The following is a 16,142-nucleotide window of genomic DNA, read 5'->3' on the forward strand; positions in this document are numbered from 1 at the left end:
GACCCACGTGCAGGGCTCGTCAATTTGCCTGCGCCGAGATACAATGATGAGGGCGCAAAAGTACCAATGTCCAACCTTCTTCTTAAATGGGTTCTCACTGCGGTGGGAGTTGTGGTTGCCGCGTGGCTCACGAGCTTGGTCGGCCTGACACTTAAAGCCGACATCCAAACTTGGGGGCACGCCGCCCAACTTTTGGTGGGTGTGGCTATCCTAGGGCTCCTCAATGCAACGCTTGGCAGGATTCTCAAGCTACTCACGGTACCATTGAACTGTCTCACTCTGGGGTTATTCTCGCTGGTTATCAATGGGCTGATCTTGTGGATCACTTCACGGCTCGACATGGGCTTCACGATTACGGGAACGCCTTGGCAACAGTTCTTGTCAGCCGTCTTCGGAAGTATTGTGATTTCAGCGGTGAGCGGCATCCTGCGCGGCCTGCTGAAAGAGAACAAAGATAAAGATGATTAACCGGTACCGCTGGCAAAGACTCCGAGCCCGCGCGAAGGGGATGCGAACGGCATTCCTGATCCTCGCGCTGGGCGGTCTGTGCTTTGTGGTTGGCTCCGCGCTGAGCTTTAAGCTCATCATCCTGCCCGTCCTCGAATCCGTGGAGCGGCTGGCCAACGAATCTCTTTCTACAGCCGTAAGCTCTCAGAACATGGAGGAGGCTCGGCACTTCGTCGGCGGCATTCTTCTTTTCCTTGGGTTCTATCTCATCTACCTTGGCTTGCGCGGCGTGATCATCCAGTTCGTCGAGACGGTGACTGGGCAAAAGGGCGAGGTCATGGACGTCTACAAGCGACGACGCGATCTTTCACAAGGACCCCGGATTGTGGCAATCGGGGGCGGCACCGGTCTGAGCACGCTCTTGCGCGGTTTAAAGAAGCACTCTTCAAACATCACGGCCATTGTCACGGTGACCGACGATGGCGGCAGCAGCGGACGTCTTACCCGAGAAAAGGGCATGATCCCCCCTGGTGATATCCGCAACTGCTTGGTGGCCTTGGCGGATGCAGAAAAGGCGATGACCGACCTTTTTCAGCATCGCTTTAAGAGCGATAGCGGAACGCTCAGCGGGCACAGCATCGGGAATCTGCTCATCGCCGCGCTCGTCGACCAGTCGCAAGGGGACTTCGAAAAGGCGGTTGAGAAAGCAAGCGACGTTTTGCTCATTCGCGGACGAGTCGTCCCTTCGACCCTCTCACATGTACGACTTCGTGCGCTCATGGAGGACGGCACTGAGCTCTGCGGAGAGACGAAGATCGCGGCGACCGGGAAGCGGATTCGACGCATCTATCTGGACCCCGAAGACGTCGTGGCCCACCCCGGCGCGGTGGAAGCGATCCGTGCGGCAGATTTGATCTGTATCGGCCCGGGAAGTGTCTACACCAGTATCATCCCAAACCTTCTCGTCCCCGGGATTGCGGAGGCGCTGATGGAATCTCACGCCCCAAAAGCCTATATCTGCAACGTCATGACCCAGCCCGGCGAGAGCGACGCCTTTACCGCAGCGGAGCACGTCACGGTTATCCGCGCCAATACCGATCACAAAGTGTTCGACTATGTTCTGGTCAACATGGCTTTGCCAAGCTCTCACCTCGTTGAGAAGTACCGAGAATCGGGTCAGTTCGTCGTGGAGGCGGATATGGACCGGATTCGTGCGATGGGATATAAAGCGATCGGCGGAGACTTTATGAGTGAGACGGACTTTGTCCGTCACGACCCGATGCGGGTTGCAGAGCGGCTGATGAGCCTGCTGACGCGGTAGAGTCTAAGCAAGCCTATGCCCGGAAAGCTCGTCATCCTTAGCGGCCCCAGTGGGGTCGGAAAAGACACCGTAATCAATGCTTGGCGCGACGCCAACCCTCGAGTTGAGCGGGTTGTTGCCTACACCACACGACAGCCCAGACCGGGTGAGATTCCCGATGTCGATTACCACTTTGTTTCGGTGGAGCGCTTCCACAAGCTTGCAGCAAGCGGAGCATTCTTGGAGCACAAGGAGGTTCACGGTAACTTCTATGCAACGCCTCTCACCGACATGGAAACGATGCTTGCCGAAGGCAAGATTGCAATCTTGAAGATCGATGTTCAGGGCGCTCTTGCCGTGATGGAGCTGCGTGCGGATGCAATCTCTGTCTTCATCCTGCCTCCCAGCGAGCTTGAGTTGCGAAGACGGATCGAAGGTCGGGGGCAAGACTCCCCGGACGTGATCGAAAAGCGGATGCGGAACGCGCTGGGGGAGATTGCGCTGGCGGACCGGTATCTGCATCGGGTGGTGAACGACGATCTGGAGCGGTGTGTGGGGGAGCTTGAGGGGATTGTGGGGCAGGGGCTTTAGCTCTGGGGGCTCACCCTATAGGACTTATAGGTCAAATAAGTCCTATAGGGCACAGTGTCAACCTCGCAAATCATTCACCCTCCCTGTTCACGCTTCGCTTAGAACTTCCCTCCCTCTGAGGGAGGGAAGAGTGAGCGTAGCGAACTCAGGGAGGGTGCCTCTAAACGCTCACCGCTGACTCGGCACAGGCGCCTGCACGCTCCGACCGACCGCTTCAGCCAAGCGTGCAAAGTCCGGCATCATCTTTTCAAATGCCCCAATTGTCACGCTCTGCGACCCGTCCTTGATCGCGTGATCCGGGTTCGGATGCACCTCGATAATCAAGCCATCTGCCCCACATGCGATGGCGGCAAGACTCATCGGCCCGATCAGATCGCGCTTTCCGGTGCCCTGCGAGGGATCGACAATGATCGGCAAGTGGCTGAGTGATTTCACGGTCGGCACCGCCGCCAGGTCCAGCGTGTTGCGCATCGAAGGCTCGAAGGTGCGGATGCCACGCTCGCAAAGGATGATGTTTTCGTTTCCGTTGCTTGCGATGTACTCGGCGGCAAGCAGCCACTCTTCGATCTTCGCGCTCATGCCGCGCTTGAGCAGAACTGGAATTCGTGCTTGCCCGAGCTCGCGTAGCAGATCGTAGTTCTGCATATTTCGAGTGCCGATTTGGAGCAGGTCAGCGTACTCGGCGATCATGTCGATCTTGCGAACGTCCATGACCTCGGTAACGACTTTGAGTCCGTAACGATCTGCCGCGGCCCGTAGAATCTCAAGCCCCGGCACTCCCATGCCTTGATAGCTGTAGGGCGAAGTCGAGGGCTTGTAGGCTCCCCCGCGCAAGATTTTGGCTCCGGCTGCGCTCACCGCTGCCGCCGTCTCCATCACCTGATCTTCCGATTCAACGGTGCATGGGCCAGCCATGATGACGACTTCATCGCCACCAACGCCAACGCCGTTCACATCGACCACCGAACGCGTCGGTTTGTACTCCTTGGAGACAAGCTTGTAAGGCTTGGTGATGAACAAGACATCTTCGACACAGTCGAGCGCCTTGAGCTGGTCGATGAGGTCTACCTTCGCGTGCTCTTTCCCGCCAACTGCGGCAAGGATCGTCTTCTCTTCGCCAAAGATGGGATTTACGACATAGCCGATTTCGGCAAGCCGCCAAGTAACAAGATCGATCTCCTCCCGGTTACTCCCCGGGCGCATCACCACAATCATGCGCGCACCTCCCGATGAACGGTAGAGTGCAGGGCTTCAATAAAGGCGTCCACTTCATGATCGGATCCGATGCTGACCCTCAGAAAGGTCGGCAGACCGAGGGCTTCGCCGGATCGAACGATCACACCCTGCTTGAGCATGGCCTGAAAGATAGGGCCAGCGGGCGTGTGCATGTCGGCAAGGATGAAGTTGGCATGTGTTGGGTAGGGCGTCGCGCCGACGCTGCGGAAAGCGTCTGCCATGCGCGTTGCACCCTGATGATTGTTTTCGAGTGTTTTCACGAGATGCTCGTCGTCCTCTAGCGCAGCGATAGCCGCTGCCTGAGCAAGGCTGTTGACATTGAAGGGCGGGCGACATCGATTGAGCGCATCTGCGAGCTCGGCACTCGCCCAGCCATAGCCGCAGCGAATACCAGCCAATCCGTATGCCTTCGAGAAGGTGCGCAGGCCAACCACGTTGTTATGACCATTCTTTAGATATTCAAGACTGTTGGGATAGTTCGGCTCTCCCGCCGCGAACTCGAAGTACGCCTCGTCGAGCACAACGCAAACGGTGCTCGGAACATCGCTCAGAAAGGCGTCTACTTCGCTCTTTCCCACCATCGTACCGGTGGGGTTGTTTGGGTTGGCGATGAAGACGATCTTGGTGTTGTCGGTGACGGCTTTCGCCATCGCCTTAAGATCGATCCTCAATCCGCTGTCGACGGGGATTCGGATCAGCTTGCAAGGCGCCTCCTCGGCGACGTGATTGTAGACAACGAACGAAGGATCTCCTGTGATGATCTCATCTTCGGGCGAGTCGATTAAAACCCAGCCGATCATGCGGATCAGTTCGTCGCTGCCGTTGCCGATCAGAAGTTGCTCTGGAGACACTCCGAATCTTTCACAGAGAACCTTTTTCAGTTCAAAACAGGCCGCATCTGGATAAAGATGAAGTTGGGTTAAGGCCTGGGCCATCGCCTGTACGGCTTTCGGAGAGGGGCCCAGCGGATTCTCGTTGCTCGCGAGCTTGATGACCTCTTCAACACCGAGTTCACGACGGACCTCGTCGATCGGTTTTCCAGGCGAATATGGGGCCATCGCCAGGATGTTCTTTCGGATCGGAAGGGCCATGAACCTATTTTGTCCGATTCATGGCCCGATTCGATGAGCCGTCCCGCCAACGCAGGTCGCGTTCTCAGAGAAATCGCCTACTATCTGTCGCTTTCTCGCACTGTTGCAGAGATGGACGGTCGCACTCTCGTTGGCTCTGCAGAGTCAAACAGGTCGAGCCCGAGGAGTTGGCTAAAGTGTGCCCGTTGAACATCACTTCGCAGGTAATCGAATGCCAGCTTCCCTCCCTCGTCGCAATGCCCAATCGTCACGCCCTTGCCAAGTGCAGCTCTCACAAAAGCGTCGATATCGACCCACTGCTCCGGATGAGGCTCCGCCGGGATACTGCGTGAGAGCAGATGCAAAATGGGACTGCGCATCAAGCTCTGCTTGTTGAGTCTGTGATCCTCCGTCATCATCGTTGTCGCCGCCTTATACTTCTGCTCAACGAGGGCTCGCTGAAGCCCAGACATCCCGAAACGTTTGGACACTCCAACCGCCGAGGCTCCTGCGCGCACGAGCGCACGCGCAACTTCGGGGGAAGACGCATAGCACAGCGCGGGTTCGGTAGCCGTATCCACTTTGGCAACCTCGGCGTAGCTTGATAGTGCCGTGATCGCCTCGACGCTTCCCGACAGCGCTGCCCATGCGTACGGTGAGAGTTCATCGCTCTCAGAAGTTGGGTCTGCCCCAGCGTCAAGAAGGGCCATGACGATATCCGAACTTCCCATCTTGCATGCGAGATTTAATACGGTCATCCCGTTGCTGTCTTTGACGTTGGGATCCGCTCCAGTTGAAAGAAGCTGTCGGACGCGCTGGGCCGACTGTGATTTAACCGCCGCAAAAAGCTCGTTCGACGCGGGAAGCCGCACAGCCCAAACAATGGCTCCAAGCAGCGATAAGGTGACGAAAGTGATTGAGAGCGTTCTTCTCAATCCGTAGCCGACTTTGCCGATCATTGTGTTCTCCTCGTATTTCGTGATCGAGCAATACCAAGCAAAAGAACAACTGTCGAAGGGAGCTACGCAGGTGGCGGTGGGGGCTCGTTCCTGGGCCTAGCGAATTCGTTGAACGCATTCAAGAATGCTTCGCGGATACAGGTTTTGGGTAGGCCATTAGACGTGCGACTTGAGGACGCGAACGGAAAGCAACCACCCAATAAAGATGCAAACCGCACACCCAAGGAAGGGTGAGTAGCGCCCAAATGCTTCGCCAAGTCCGAGTTGGACGCCAACGGGCTGGAGCTTGTCATAAAAGACTCCGCCGAGGGGCAGGCCGATGATCGCGCCAACACCCTGCGCGGTCATGATTGCCCCCAGGTTTGCACCGCGCTTCTTCGGGTCAAGGTCGCTAACACTGGCATACCAAGCCGGAATCGTGAGCAAGAATCCGATACCGACAGGCATACCACCGATAGCGATCACCCAAGCCGATCGCATGAATGGGAGAAAGGCACCTAGCGCGATAACGGTTGTGCCAGCCATACACAAGAACAGGCCGACATGCACGGCCCGAGCACGTCCGATTCGCTCTCCGAGCTTTGACATGGGCACGCTGAACAGGGCCATCGCAGCGACCGCTGGCAAGACCATCAGCCCAAATGAGGACTCCGACATTCCAAACTGCTCCTCGGCAAAGAGCTTAACGATAGACATCGGAAAGCCTACGCCCATAAACGTCACGACAGCCAGCGCGAGGTACTGGGGAATGTCGCGCATCGAAAGAAGGAGGTCCTTGAAGGAGGCTTCTTGATGTTCGCCAGCGGCCTTGGCCTCGTTCCTGCGTTTGGTGTCTGATGGCAGGAAGAAGTAAGCGGTAACCGCGACGGCGGCAAAGAGGATCGCCGCCAGCCACAGCGAGGCCGATCTTTCCCCGGTGAATGTGGACAGATGCGGGCCGATCACATCGTTCATGAACCCGCCGACAGGGAAAGCAAACGCGACACCGCCGAGATAGCACAAGTTCAGCAGCGACATGCCCTGCTGTCGCTCATCATCCTCCACGGTATCGCCCATAAGCGCAAATGCAGCAGGCCAGAGCATCGCCGCCCCGATGCCGTCGAACGCGCGCAAAGTAACCAAAGCAATGGTCTCCCAAGCGCCTACATCGTGGGGGACGATCAACGTCGCCAAAGCCGTGAATACAGTTAAGGCCGGGCCGATGACGACGAGCCGCTTACGACTGATCTTGTCGGCAAGAGCCCCCATTGGGCTCTTGAAGAGGGCTTCAGTGAGGACGAAGGCAACCAATACCACGCCGATGACCGATGCCGAATACCCGCGGTCGAACTGCAGGTAGACCGGCATCGTAGATAGGTTAAGAACGGCGTAGCCGATCTCGGCAAGAAGGGCGATGAGAAGCAGACGTGCGACCGCTGGTCGACGTAATAGGGGCTTCCGTTTTTCGACCGCTTCAGGTACTGCCATGGATGCGTTTATCCCACCGTTGTAAACCGGGATCGGGCTGTCGTGGTTGCAGGGCAGTTTACTTGACCCACGAAATTGGTACCTTTCTGTTCAGTCGGTGTTGCCCTCGGGAGGGCTACCAACTCACTCGGACGCGAGGAGTGCGTTTGCCTCGGCGACAACACGCTCTACCGTAAACCCGAGATGTGCATAAACCACTTCTCCCGGGGCGGATTCTCCAAAGCGATCAATGCTGACGATTCGTCCGCCATCACCAACATACTTTTGCCATCCGGTACCCACGCCTGCCTCAAGGGAGACTCGCTTAGAGCCGGGGATAAGCACCGATTCTTGATACCCTTCTGGCTGCTTATCGAACAGCTCCCATGAAGGCATAGAGACGACGCGCACCTGCTTCCCTTCCGATGTTAAGACCTCAGCAGCCGACAATGCCAGACTCACTTCTGAACCCGTGGCGATCAGCGTTACATCGGGCTTGCCGTTATCGGCGTCACGCAAGACGTATCCGCCCATCTCAAACCCCATCTGGACAGTCTCCTTATCGGCAGAAAGCACGGGGACAACCTGACGTGTAAGCACGATCGCCGAGGGTCCTTCAAGCTTGAGCGCCTCTTTCCATGCCTGTGCCGTTTCGTAGGCATCGGCGGGCCGGAAAACGGTGAGACCGGGGATAAGCCGCAGCGACATCACGTGCTCAATCGGCTCGTGGGTGGGGCCGTCCTCGCCGACAAAAACGCTGTCGTGAGTGAAGACGAAGAGACTCTTCGTTTTCATGAGCGAGGCGAGGCGGATCGCGCCGCGCATGTAGTCACTAAAGACGAGGAACGTCGATCCGAAAACGGGTAACCCAGTAAGGGCGATCCCGTTCATTGCCGACCCCATCGCGTGCTCGCGCACGCCAAACCACAGGTTTCTGCCCGAACGCTCGGTCGCGCTGAAATTGCCACTGTCGTCGATAATCGTCTTTGTGGAGCTGGCAAGATCTGCTCCGCCGCCGATCAAGAACGGAATCTCCTTGGCTGCAGCGTTCAATGCAGCTTTCCCGGCATCACGGGTAGCGATGGGCTTGTCTGCAAATTCCAAGCTGTCGAGCGCAGCGTCCCACCCACCAAGAATCTCTCCGCGCTGGAGCGCTGCGATCTCCGAGGCGAGAGTCGGCTCCTCGGCGCAATAACGGTCGTAAGCCCCGCGCCAATCCGCCTCCAGTCTCGCTCCGTTGATTCGCGCCTCGGCTTGGAGTGCGGCGACATCTTCGGGCACATAGAATGCAGGCTCGGTTGGCCAGCCCAGCTTTTCCTTCGTCGCAACAGTCGCCTCAGCGCCAAGAGGAGAACCGTGCGCCTTTGCGCTGTCCTGTTTTGGGCTGCCGTAACCGATGTGCGTTTTGACCTGGATCAGGGAGGGACGCTCGGTTTCAGCCTTGGCGTTGGCAATGGCGGTTTCGATTGCAACGAGATCGTTGCCGTCCTCGACGCGCTGGACGTGCCAGCCGTAGCCCTCAAATCGTGTCTTCACGTCCTCCGAGAAGCTCAGGCTGCAGGGTCCGTCGAGTGAGATGTCGTTGTCGTCGTAAAGGTAGACCAGCTTTCCGAGCTTGAGATGTCCTGCGAGCGAGGCCGCCTCAGCCGCGACGCCTTCCATCAAATCGCCATCGCTCACGATCTCATAGATGTGATAGTCGATTACATCGCCGTACCGCGCATTTAGGAAGCGCTCAGCAATGGCCATACCCACGCCCATGGCAAATCCTTGACCGAGCGGCCCGGTGGTCGCTTCGATACCCGTTGTAAGACCGTATTCGGGGTGTCCGGGCGTTTTGCTTCCGAGCTGGCGAAATCTTTTCAATTCGTCGAGCGGCAGGTCGTAGCCGAAGATATGGAGAAGCGAGTAGTTCAGTGCAGAGCCATGTCCTGCCGAGAGGACAAACCGATCTCTATTGATCCATTCTGGGTTTGCGGGGTTGAAGCGCAAGAACCGACTCCATAAGACATAAGCCATCGGCGCTGCGCCGAGCGGCAAGCCTGGGTGACCGGAGTTCGCCTGCTCTACTTGATCGACAGACAGGAAGCGAAGAGAGGAGACGTAGAGTTGATCCCGGGAAGTCAGCGTTGCGTTCATGATGGTGTCCAGCGGCGGCCCTTTCTGCCGGAATGCAGAGTTTACTTGGTCCTCACTCGGAACCCGAAGGCCATTACTCACGTTAGAGCTTTGGGCTTAACCTACCGGTGCAGTCCGGTAGAATCCCTGCGAGGAGATGGGCAATGTCGGCACGCATAACTATGGAAGTATCCATCGATGCTGCACAGGCGCTCGCTAAACGACTGAGCGAGCGGCCCGAACTTGTCCGTTCGAACCCCCAAGAACTCGCACTTGAGTTTAACTTGCCGACCGATTTTGTCGAACAAGTCATTAGCCAGGTCTCTGCCCAGAAAAGACGGGCTGATCCGGACGACGATAAGGATGCCGCACGTCCCGTTTATGACCTGGTTCAGTCGGCTCGTGCCTTGTTTCGCCGGCTCACCGCCGACCCCCTAAAGTTCATCTGGATCACGGCCTTGGTGGCGATTCTCGGACATGCCGTACTGAACTACTTCATTGGCACTAACGCAGGAAGCGGTTCCGAGGGCTCTTTGCAGCTCACAGGCGGGCTTGTCTTTGTTGCCTTTGCGACACCAACCTTTGCCCTTCATATGCTCTGCTATCTGAGGCATGGAATGGCGCGCTATGCCCTTTTGGGCGGGGTCGTCTGCTGGGTGATTTCGGCAGTCGTCACGATGGTGAGCACCTATCTGAACTCCCCGGCGAATGGTCAAAAGGGCGTGATGATGATTGTAATCCCAATCGTCATGCTGTTCCTTTGCATGCTCTATGTGGGAGCGGGACTTGCCTTCTCGGTTCTTGGTGGCGCATGGCGAGTTAAGAAAGAGGAGAAGAGTCAGCGGAATCTCACTCGGCAAGAGTTGCTTGCTCGCCTCTTCTACCTTCAGGAAGAGTTGCAAAAGGCTTCCGAAAAGACGTTTGAGGTCAGAACTTGGAGTTATGATCGCTGGGCGACGATGTTCCGCGAACATTGGCTTTTATGGAGTATTGGGATTGGCATAATCAGCGGCAGTATTCAGGTGCTGCTTCAGAGTTTGATGATGGGAGGACTCCCGTCCCCCAATACAAGTCCAACTCCCCTTGTCCTACTCGGCACGTTTGCCGTCCTGATCTTCTCAATCATTGCCGCCGCAATTCCCGCTTTTCTCTCACGTGCCTTTTGGCAGGCCCTGCTAGCCACGACGGCTCTGCTGGCGTTTAGTACGCTCATGGCGTTGCTGCCCGTCCCTGGCTATGGATATAGCGGCCTCATGAAGCAATTGGAAACAGCGGACTTTTACTTGGGCACGGCGTTTTTATATCTGATCGCGTTTATCGCCTTTGGCGGATCTAAGATTGAATCCCGGGCCTCGCTTGAGCGGCGGTTTCACCGTCGTGACCCAGCGACGCTCCTCGCTGAGATCGTTCGCATTCAGAGTGTTCTCGCACCACGCACGACCACCGTATGTGTGATGTTCGTCGACGTTGCCAAAAGCTCAGAGATGAAGTCGGCTGTGGACCCGCTCGTGGTGGAATGGACGTTTAGGGAGTATCAAGCCTTCGTCTTGAAAGTTTGCGAACGGTACGGCGGCCAGGTGCAATACACTGCAGGAGACGGAACCGTCATCTCCTTCCGGGATGTGCGCTCGGCATTTACGGCAGGACAAACGCTCCAAGCTGAGATTTCGACCTTTAACAGCACCAAAAGCCGCCTTCACTCTCCGTTCCGAATTCGGGTCGGCATTCACTGTGGGGATGTTGTGGCAAGCATTGAAGACGTCGAGTTTACGAACGTTATTGACGTGGCTGCCCACGCTCAGAACACTGCTCCCGTGGGCGGTATCGCCGTCACCGAACCGGTTGCTGCCCAGCTTGATCCTGACGTCTTAATCCCACTGAAGGGGCTGATCGACGGCTATCAAACCTACATTGCGCTCGATCCCACAGGACAAGGATGATCGGGAACTGGGTCGATCTCGGGGTAATGGAGTATGCGGCCTGTACCGAACTCCAGCGTCACATTCTTGACCGAGTCCTTGCCGAGCAGTTGCCGCACACCTTGCTGATTGTGGAACACCCGCCGGTGCTTACCCTTGGAGCGAGTTTTCAACCCGTTAACCTGCTCTATCCGCCGGAGTTTTACACTGAGAAGGGGATCGCGCTTCACAAGACGGAACGCGGCGGAGATGTGACTTATCATGGCCCGGGCCAGTTGGTCGGCTATCCGATCTTCAACGTTGCCGAGCTTGGTAAAGACCTACACAAGTGGTTAAGGGACCTAGAGGAAGCCGTGATTTTAAGCCTGCGCCCGTTTGGGATTGAGGGCTATCGTTCAGACGTAAACACCGGGGTTTGGGTGGATGAGAAGAAGATCTGCGCGATTGGCATTAAGATGCGGCGATGGGTTTCGATGCATGGGATCGCCCTGAATTGCAGCAACGACCTCAAGCCTTTTGAGTACATCGTTCCGTGCGGAATCAAGACGCACGGAGTCACAAGCATCTCTGAACAGCTGGGACGTGAGGTTACTCAAGGGGAAGTTCTTCCCCATCTTATCGCGGGATTTGAATCTGTGTTCGGGATTCAGCTCACCGAATCCGAACGTGCTCAATTCGTGAGTTGAGGCATGTTCTTCACGAGTTGAGATTCGCGTTAGTGCATCTCGACGTCGCCATACATCCGCTGTATGTAGTTGATTTGTCCGACGTGATACACGGCGTTCCAGTAGGGAAACATCATCAGCTCCCAGAACGTAAACGCTCTTCCTCCGCCGAACGGAAGAAACATGGTTTGCTCCATGTCAGCTTCGGGGAAGCGGTCAATGGCGTCGAGCAGTTTGGGAAGCCGGTTCAAAGCTTCGGCTTCACACGCGTCGATCGTGGTCCACTGAGCTCGCTCATTGCGCATCTCCTCAAACATTGCCTGATCAAAGTCCGGCATCTTACGCTCGTTCAGCAACCCGACCGTCCAGATAGGAGACTGGGCGCACTCTTGCAACATCTCCATGGTGCTTCGGGCTGTTTCGGCAGGCTTCCAATCTAGCTTGTCGGCTTGGGTTGTCCGCGCCGTGCGAAAAAGCTCCTTGAAGGAGTTTTCGGTAAGACGCACAATGAGGTCCTTGCTCGTCATTTCTGGACACTACCCGAACAATTGCCTTTCGGGAAGTGAATAACTATGCTCTGGTTGCCATCGCCGCTTCGGCGTCCGACTCTAAGGATGCCCGAAGGGTGGCTTTCGCAATCCGTTGCTTATCGACTTCAAATTCGCCCGTTCCATGGGAGTCGAGCTGAAGAAGCGCTGCGGCAAACAGTTTGGAGAAGGGAGCGCTCACGAGCCGTCGTCCTCGTCTCGGCACGTCCCCTTTTCGCCACATAATGAGAGGGTTCGTGTTGATCTCGTAGGTCTGGACTTGCCCATCAACAACCGAATAATCCATCCGGCCGTATTCGATATTTGCTGCCTGAAAAGACTCCCAAACTGCCTGAGCATGGGGGTTGTCTCGAATGTAGTCAAGCTCCTCACGAGCATTTTCAGGGCTTCGAACCCCAACACCTTTCACCTGCCATTCCGAGTCGAACGTTAGGATTTGGGGCAGGATTCGATCCCCAACTCGGTGAGCGCCATAGCGACGGAATGCCCCATCTTTGCCCTTTTCTGCCATGTATTCGACGACGAGAAGGTGATGAATCTCGAAGCCCTCCGCTATGAGCGAAGCCGCACATTCTTCCACTTCGGCGAAAGTCTGGAGCAGCCCCGATCGAGGGCCTTTGTGATCGTTGTCGGCTCGCAGAAACACAGGAAAACGGATTTCTGGAGTGATCTCATGCAGTCGATAGGCGCGAAATCGATTCTTGCCCTGCTCACTTAGCTTCTTGAGGAGGCCATGCCGGGTGAGCACCTTGTCGGGCTCATTCATGATCCTTCCGTACGGGCGCATCTGCTCGGCATAGGCGGCTGCCATTCGGAGCAGCTCTGGACTCATGCGTTCGTGGTCGCTAAAGATGTAAGTGGCCTTTGGCAAGCGATTTTGCGCGAATAGCTCGGCGTAGTTCATCGGGCGAACGACTTGCTGCAGGTGCGGTTGCCACTGCTTCATGAGCGTTTTGAGCGTGTTCGTGAACTTGCCAGTGGCGAAGTAAAGAATCATGGATGAATGACGATTTTGCCTCGTTTTGGCTTTTGATCGCCAAAACCCGGTAATCCTGGTTCGCAGCTCCCCAACAAAGCACCCAGTTCATTCGCCGAAGTACACCGATCTAAGTACAATAGAGCCAACGCTCAACCTCAGCAGGTGGCTAGGGGATCGAGCAAGCCCACGAGGATATGGCGTCAACATCCATGGACAAGGCTCCTTGGCAAACCGAGGGGACAGAAAAGCGAACAGCTGTGCAAGGCATGTTCGCCGAGATCGCGCCGACTTACGATCTGCTGAATTCGATGATGTCGTTTCGGCGGCACGGGAAGTGGCGCGCCGCTGCCGTGAAGGTTCTTGAGCTGAATCCTGGCGATAAGGCGCTTGACGTTTGCTGCGGAACTGGCGACTTTTTCTTTCCTCTCACCAAAGCGGTTGGGCCAACAGGAGTGGTTGCAGGCGTGGACTTCTGCCAGCCGATGCTTTTGGTCGCCCAAAAGAAACTTCATCACCCCAGTCTGTCGCTTGGGGATGCGGGGCAATTGCCGGTGGCAAGTGCGGTTTTTGATGCTGTCACGGTGGGTTGGGGCCTTCGCAATGTCCCGGATATTAGGCTTGCCTTGAAAGAGATTTATCGGGTGCTCAAACCTGGTGGAAGGTTTGTCACCCTGGATATGGCCAAGCCGAAAAACGTTGTCGTGCGCAAGGTTTCGCTTTGGACCACGAATACAATCCTTCCCCGATTAGGGTCGATTTTCGGCAAGACGAAGGCTTATACTTACCTGCCCAAGAGCACAGCAAAATTCGTCGAACGCGACGAAATGCGGGCGCTCATGGAGGAAGCGGGCTTTTTGGACGTCCAACATAAGGATTTCATGTTTGGCAACATCTGTATGCACTGGGGGGTGAAGGCGTGAGCGTCGGCGCTTTCTCTTCGGCATCAAGCGTTAACAAGGCGCTGGTAGCCCGCGTTGCGCGGGAAGTGGATGAAGTTGAGCACGTCCTTGAGCAACAGGTCGGCTCGCAAGTCAAGCTTGTCCGAGATGTCGCTTCGCATACCCTGCGGGCAGGAGGAAAGCGGCTAAGGCCAGCATTGGTGGCCCTGGCTGCCTCCGCAACCGGGCTTGAATACGATCCCGCCCGAGCGCATCTCTTGGGGGCTTGTATGGAACTGATCCATATGGCCACGCTCATCCACGACGACGTGATCGACCACGCCGATACCCGTCGGGGCGTGCGAACGGCTGCGGCAGTTTTTGGAAATACTGCGGCGATCCTCTCTGGCGATGTGATGCTCTCGAAGGCAATGGCCATCCTTGCCGAAGACGGGGATATTGAGATCATCCGCACCGTGTCCAAGTCGGTTGTTGACCTGGCCGAGGGCGAAGTCGCCGAGCTTGAGGTCCGGGGTGTTTTCGACCTCACGAAAGAAAAGCATTACGAAATCCTCCACCTGAAGACGGCGACCTTTATTCAAACTTGCTGCCGGGTTGGCGCGATGCTGGCGGGAGCTGATAAGCCCACATGCGAGGCCCTGAGCGAGTATGGCTACCGGATCGGATTGGCTTTCCAACTAGCTGACGATCTGCTGGACTACCGGGGCGATCATGCGGTCACCGGCAAGGCCGTCGCCACCGATTTTCAAGAGGGCTGCGCGACGATGCCGCTGCTTTGCCTGTTGCCAAAACTAAGCCCTGCAGAGTTTGAGCAAACCCAAGCAAAGTTCGGCACCGAATGCTCCGAGGACGACATCCGCATGCTTTGCCAGTGGATGGATACACGAGGCGCGTTCGCCGAGGCTGAAGAGGCGGCTCGACATGAAGTGCGGTTGGCGGAGAAGGCGCTTTGCGATTTGCCCGAATCGGAGGAGTCGGCGATGCTCCAGGTGCTTGCAGAGCTGATCGTCACCCGACAGGGATGATCGACCTCTACATTTTCGACCTTGACGGCACCCTTTATCGGGGGCAGGAGGCTGTGCCTCATTCCGTGGAAGTTGTGCGAGCTTTGCGGACTCGCGGCAAGCAGATTCGCTTTCTCACCAACAACTCAGGCCTTGAACCATCCCGTATTGCCAAAAAGCTAGGGGATCTAGGTTTTGAAGCTGCCATTGAGGAGGTCTATTCGACGGCGATGGGGGCAGTTTGGAAGCTGCGTGAACTTGGTGCAAGAAGCGTTTATGTCGTTGGCGAACCCGGGCTCCGAGCAACTTTGGAGAATGGTGGATTTCAGCTTGTGACCGACGAGTCAGGGGCTTGCGATGTCGTCCTTGCCGGTATTTGCCGATCGCTCACCTATGCGCAGATCAACACCGCACTTCAGTTCATTCGCAATGGCGCTCGATTTGTCGCCACGAATCGGGACGCAACTTATCCGCTTGAGGGCGGGCGATTTGAACCGGGTGCGGGGGCAACTGTTGCGGCGATTGAAGCTTGCACGGGAGTTGAACCGTTGGTGATCGGAAAGCCGGAACCGTATTTGGTTGAGCGGATTCTTGAGGATGCAGGCTTGAAAGCGGATCAAGCGTTGGTCGTGGGCGACCGCTACGAGACCGATATCGTCGCGGGAGAGCGGGCTGGGTGCCAAACGCTGTTGGTGCTGACCGGGGCGACGATGGATGCACCTGAGGGTGTGCCTTCTGCGTTGGACTTGCGGGCGCTGTTGGATTGAGAATAAGGCCTCGCGCTGAGATGCAAGTTCGCAGAGTCAGTAGGCCGTGCTCTCCTTGCATCATGCTCGGCTTAAGACTTCCAGGTGTTATTCGATTGATCTTAGGCAACGTATAGCGGTAGATTGTGGACATGAAAAGCTATCTATCAGTCTTGTTTGCATTGGCGTGTTTCGCGACATTGGCCGGTTGCAAT

The 16,142-nt window shown here is 56.5% G+C and carries 15 protein-coding genes; 8 read left to right on the top strand and 7 right to left on the bottom strand.

Going from position 1 to position 16,142, the window contains the following annotated elements:
• The first annotated feature begins 66 nt into the window (after positions 1–66).
• From KF784_04695 to gmk, 3 genes are read left to right on the top strand one after another with little or no spacing between them, the layout of a single operon-like run.
• On the top strand, positions 67–468 hold the full coding sequence (locus KF784_04695) for a phage holin family protein (GenBank protein ID MBX3118342.1): 402 nt from the start codon (positions 67–69) through the stop codon (positions 466–468).
• The gene (locus KF784_04700; GenBank protein ID MBX3118343.1) at positions 461–1,768 is read left to right on the top strand and encodes a YvcK family protein; all 1,308 of its coding nucleotides are present in this window, start codon (positions 461–463) and stop codon (positions 1,766–1,768) included. Before KF784_04695 ends, KF784_04700 begins: the two co-directional genes overlap by 8 nt.
• A 15-nt stretch (positions 1,769–1,783) precedes the next feature.
• The gene (gmk, locus tag KF784_04705; GenBank protein ID MBX3118344.1) at positions 1,784–2,338 is read left to right on the top strand and encodes a guanylate kinase; all 555 of its coding nucleotides are present in this window, start codon (positions 1,784–1,786) and stop codon (positions 2,336–2,338) included.
• Between the two features lie 168 nt (positions 2,339–2,506).
• Here gmk and aroF read toward each other — a convergent pair whose 3' ends face one another.
• The 5 genes from aroF to tkt all read right to left on the bottom strand — a co-directional run bounded on the left by aroF (position 2,507) and on the right by tkt (position 9,188).
• Complete coding sequence (aroF, locus tag KF784_04710; GenBank protein MBX3118345.1) at positions 2,507–3,553, bottom strand: 3-deoxy-7-phosphoheptulonate synthase; 1,047 nt, start codon at positions 3,551–3,553, stop codon at positions 2,507–2,509.
• A complete protein-coding gene (locus KF784_04715) occupies positions 3,550–4,665 on the bottom strand; it encodes a histidinol-phosphate transaminase (GenBank protein MBX3118346.1) in 1,116 nt (371 codons plus the stop codon). The genes aroF and KF784_04715 overlap by 4 nt, the downstream gene beginning before the upstream one ends.
• Positions 4,666–4,745: 80 nt before the next feature.
• Positions 4,746–5,603: an ankyrin repeat domain-containing protein gene (locus tag KF784_04720; protein MBX3118347.1), complete on the bottom strand. Its 858-nt coding sequence runs from the start codon at positions 5,601–5,603 to the stop codon at positions 4,746–4,748.
• Between the two features lie 156 nt (positions 5,604–5,759).
• Positions 5,760–7,070 (bottom strand): MFS transporter, encoded by a 1,311-nt coding sequence (locus tag KF784_04725; GenBank protein MBX3118348.1) that lies wholly within the window; start codon positions 7,068–7,070, stop codon positions 5,760–5,762.
• A gap of 123 nt (positions 7,071–7,193) precedes the next feature.
• Positions 7,194–9,188 (bottom strand): transketolase, encoded by a 1,995-nt coding sequence (gene tkt, locus KF784_04730; GenBank protein ID MBX3118349.1) that lies wholly within the window; start codon positions 9,186–9,188, stop codon positions 7,194–7,196.
• Between the two features lie 143 nt (positions 9,189–9,331).
• Here tkt and KF784_04735 point away from each other — a divergent pair, with 143 nt between their 5' ends.
• Positions 9,332–11,107, top strand: coding sequence for an adenylate/guanylate cyclase domain-containing protein (locus KF784_04735; protein MBX3118350.1), 1,776 nt, complete (start codon positions 9,332–9,334; stop codon positions 11,105–11,107).
• Complete coding sequence (gene lipB, locus KF784_04740) at positions 11,104–11,772, top strand: lipoyl(octanoyl) transferase LipB (protein MBX3118351.1); 669 nt, start codon at positions 11,104–11,106, stop codon at positions 11,770–11,772. The genes KF784_04735 and lipB overlap by 4 nt, the downstream gene beginning before the upstream one ends.
• A 29-nt stretch (positions 11,773–11,801) precedes the next feature.
• Here lipB and KF784_04745 read toward each other — a convergent pair whose 3' ends face one another.
• Complete coding sequence (locus KF784_04745; GenBank protein ID MBX3118352.1) at positions 11,802–12,278, bottom strand: hypothetical protein; 477 nt, start codon at positions 12,276–12,278, stop codon at positions 11,802–11,804.
• 43 nt (positions 12,279–12,321) lie between these two features.
• Positions 12,322–13,296 carry a hypothetical protein gene (locus KF784_04750; GenBank protein MBX3118353.1) on the bottom strand — a complete coding sequence of 325 codons (975 nt, stop codon included), beginning with the start codon at positions 13,294–13,296 and terminating at the stop codon, positions 12,322–12,324.
• 191 nt (positions 13,297–13,487) lie between these two features.
• Here KF784_04750 and ubiE point away from each other — a divergent pair, with 191 nt between their 5' ends.
• From ubiE to KF784_04765, 3 genes are read left to right on the top strand one after another with little or no spacing between them, the layout of a single operon-like run.
• Positions 13,488–14,198, top strand: coding sequence for a bifunctional demethylmenaquinone methyltransferase/2-methoxy-6-polyprenyl-1,4-benzoquinol methylase UbiE (gene ubiE / locus KF784_04755; GenBank protein ID MBX3118354.1), 711 nt, complete (start codon positions 13,488–13,490; stop codon positions 14,196–14,198).
• A complete protein-coding gene (locus KF784_04760; protein ID MBX3118355.1) occupies positions 14,195–15,202 on the top strand; it encodes a polyprenyl synthetase family protein in 1,008 nt (335 codons plus the stop codon). The genes ubiE and KF784_04760 overlap by 4 nt, the downstream gene beginning before the upstream one ends.
• Positions 15,199–15,948, top strand: a complete 750-nt coding sequence (locus KF784_04765; protein ID MBX3118356.1) for an HAD-IIA family hydrolase — start codon at positions 15,199–15,201, stop codon at positions 15,946–15,948. Before KF784_04760 ends, KF784_04765 begins: the two co-directional genes overlap by 4 nt.
• The last annotated feature ends 194 nt before the right edge of the window (positions 15,949–16,142 follow it).

The sequence above is a fragment of the Fimbriimonadaceae bacterium genome (assembly GCA_019638775.1).
Taxonomy (GTDB): domain Bacteria; phylum Armatimonadota; class Fimbriimonadia; order Fimbriimonadales; family Fimbriimonadaceae; genus JAHBTD01.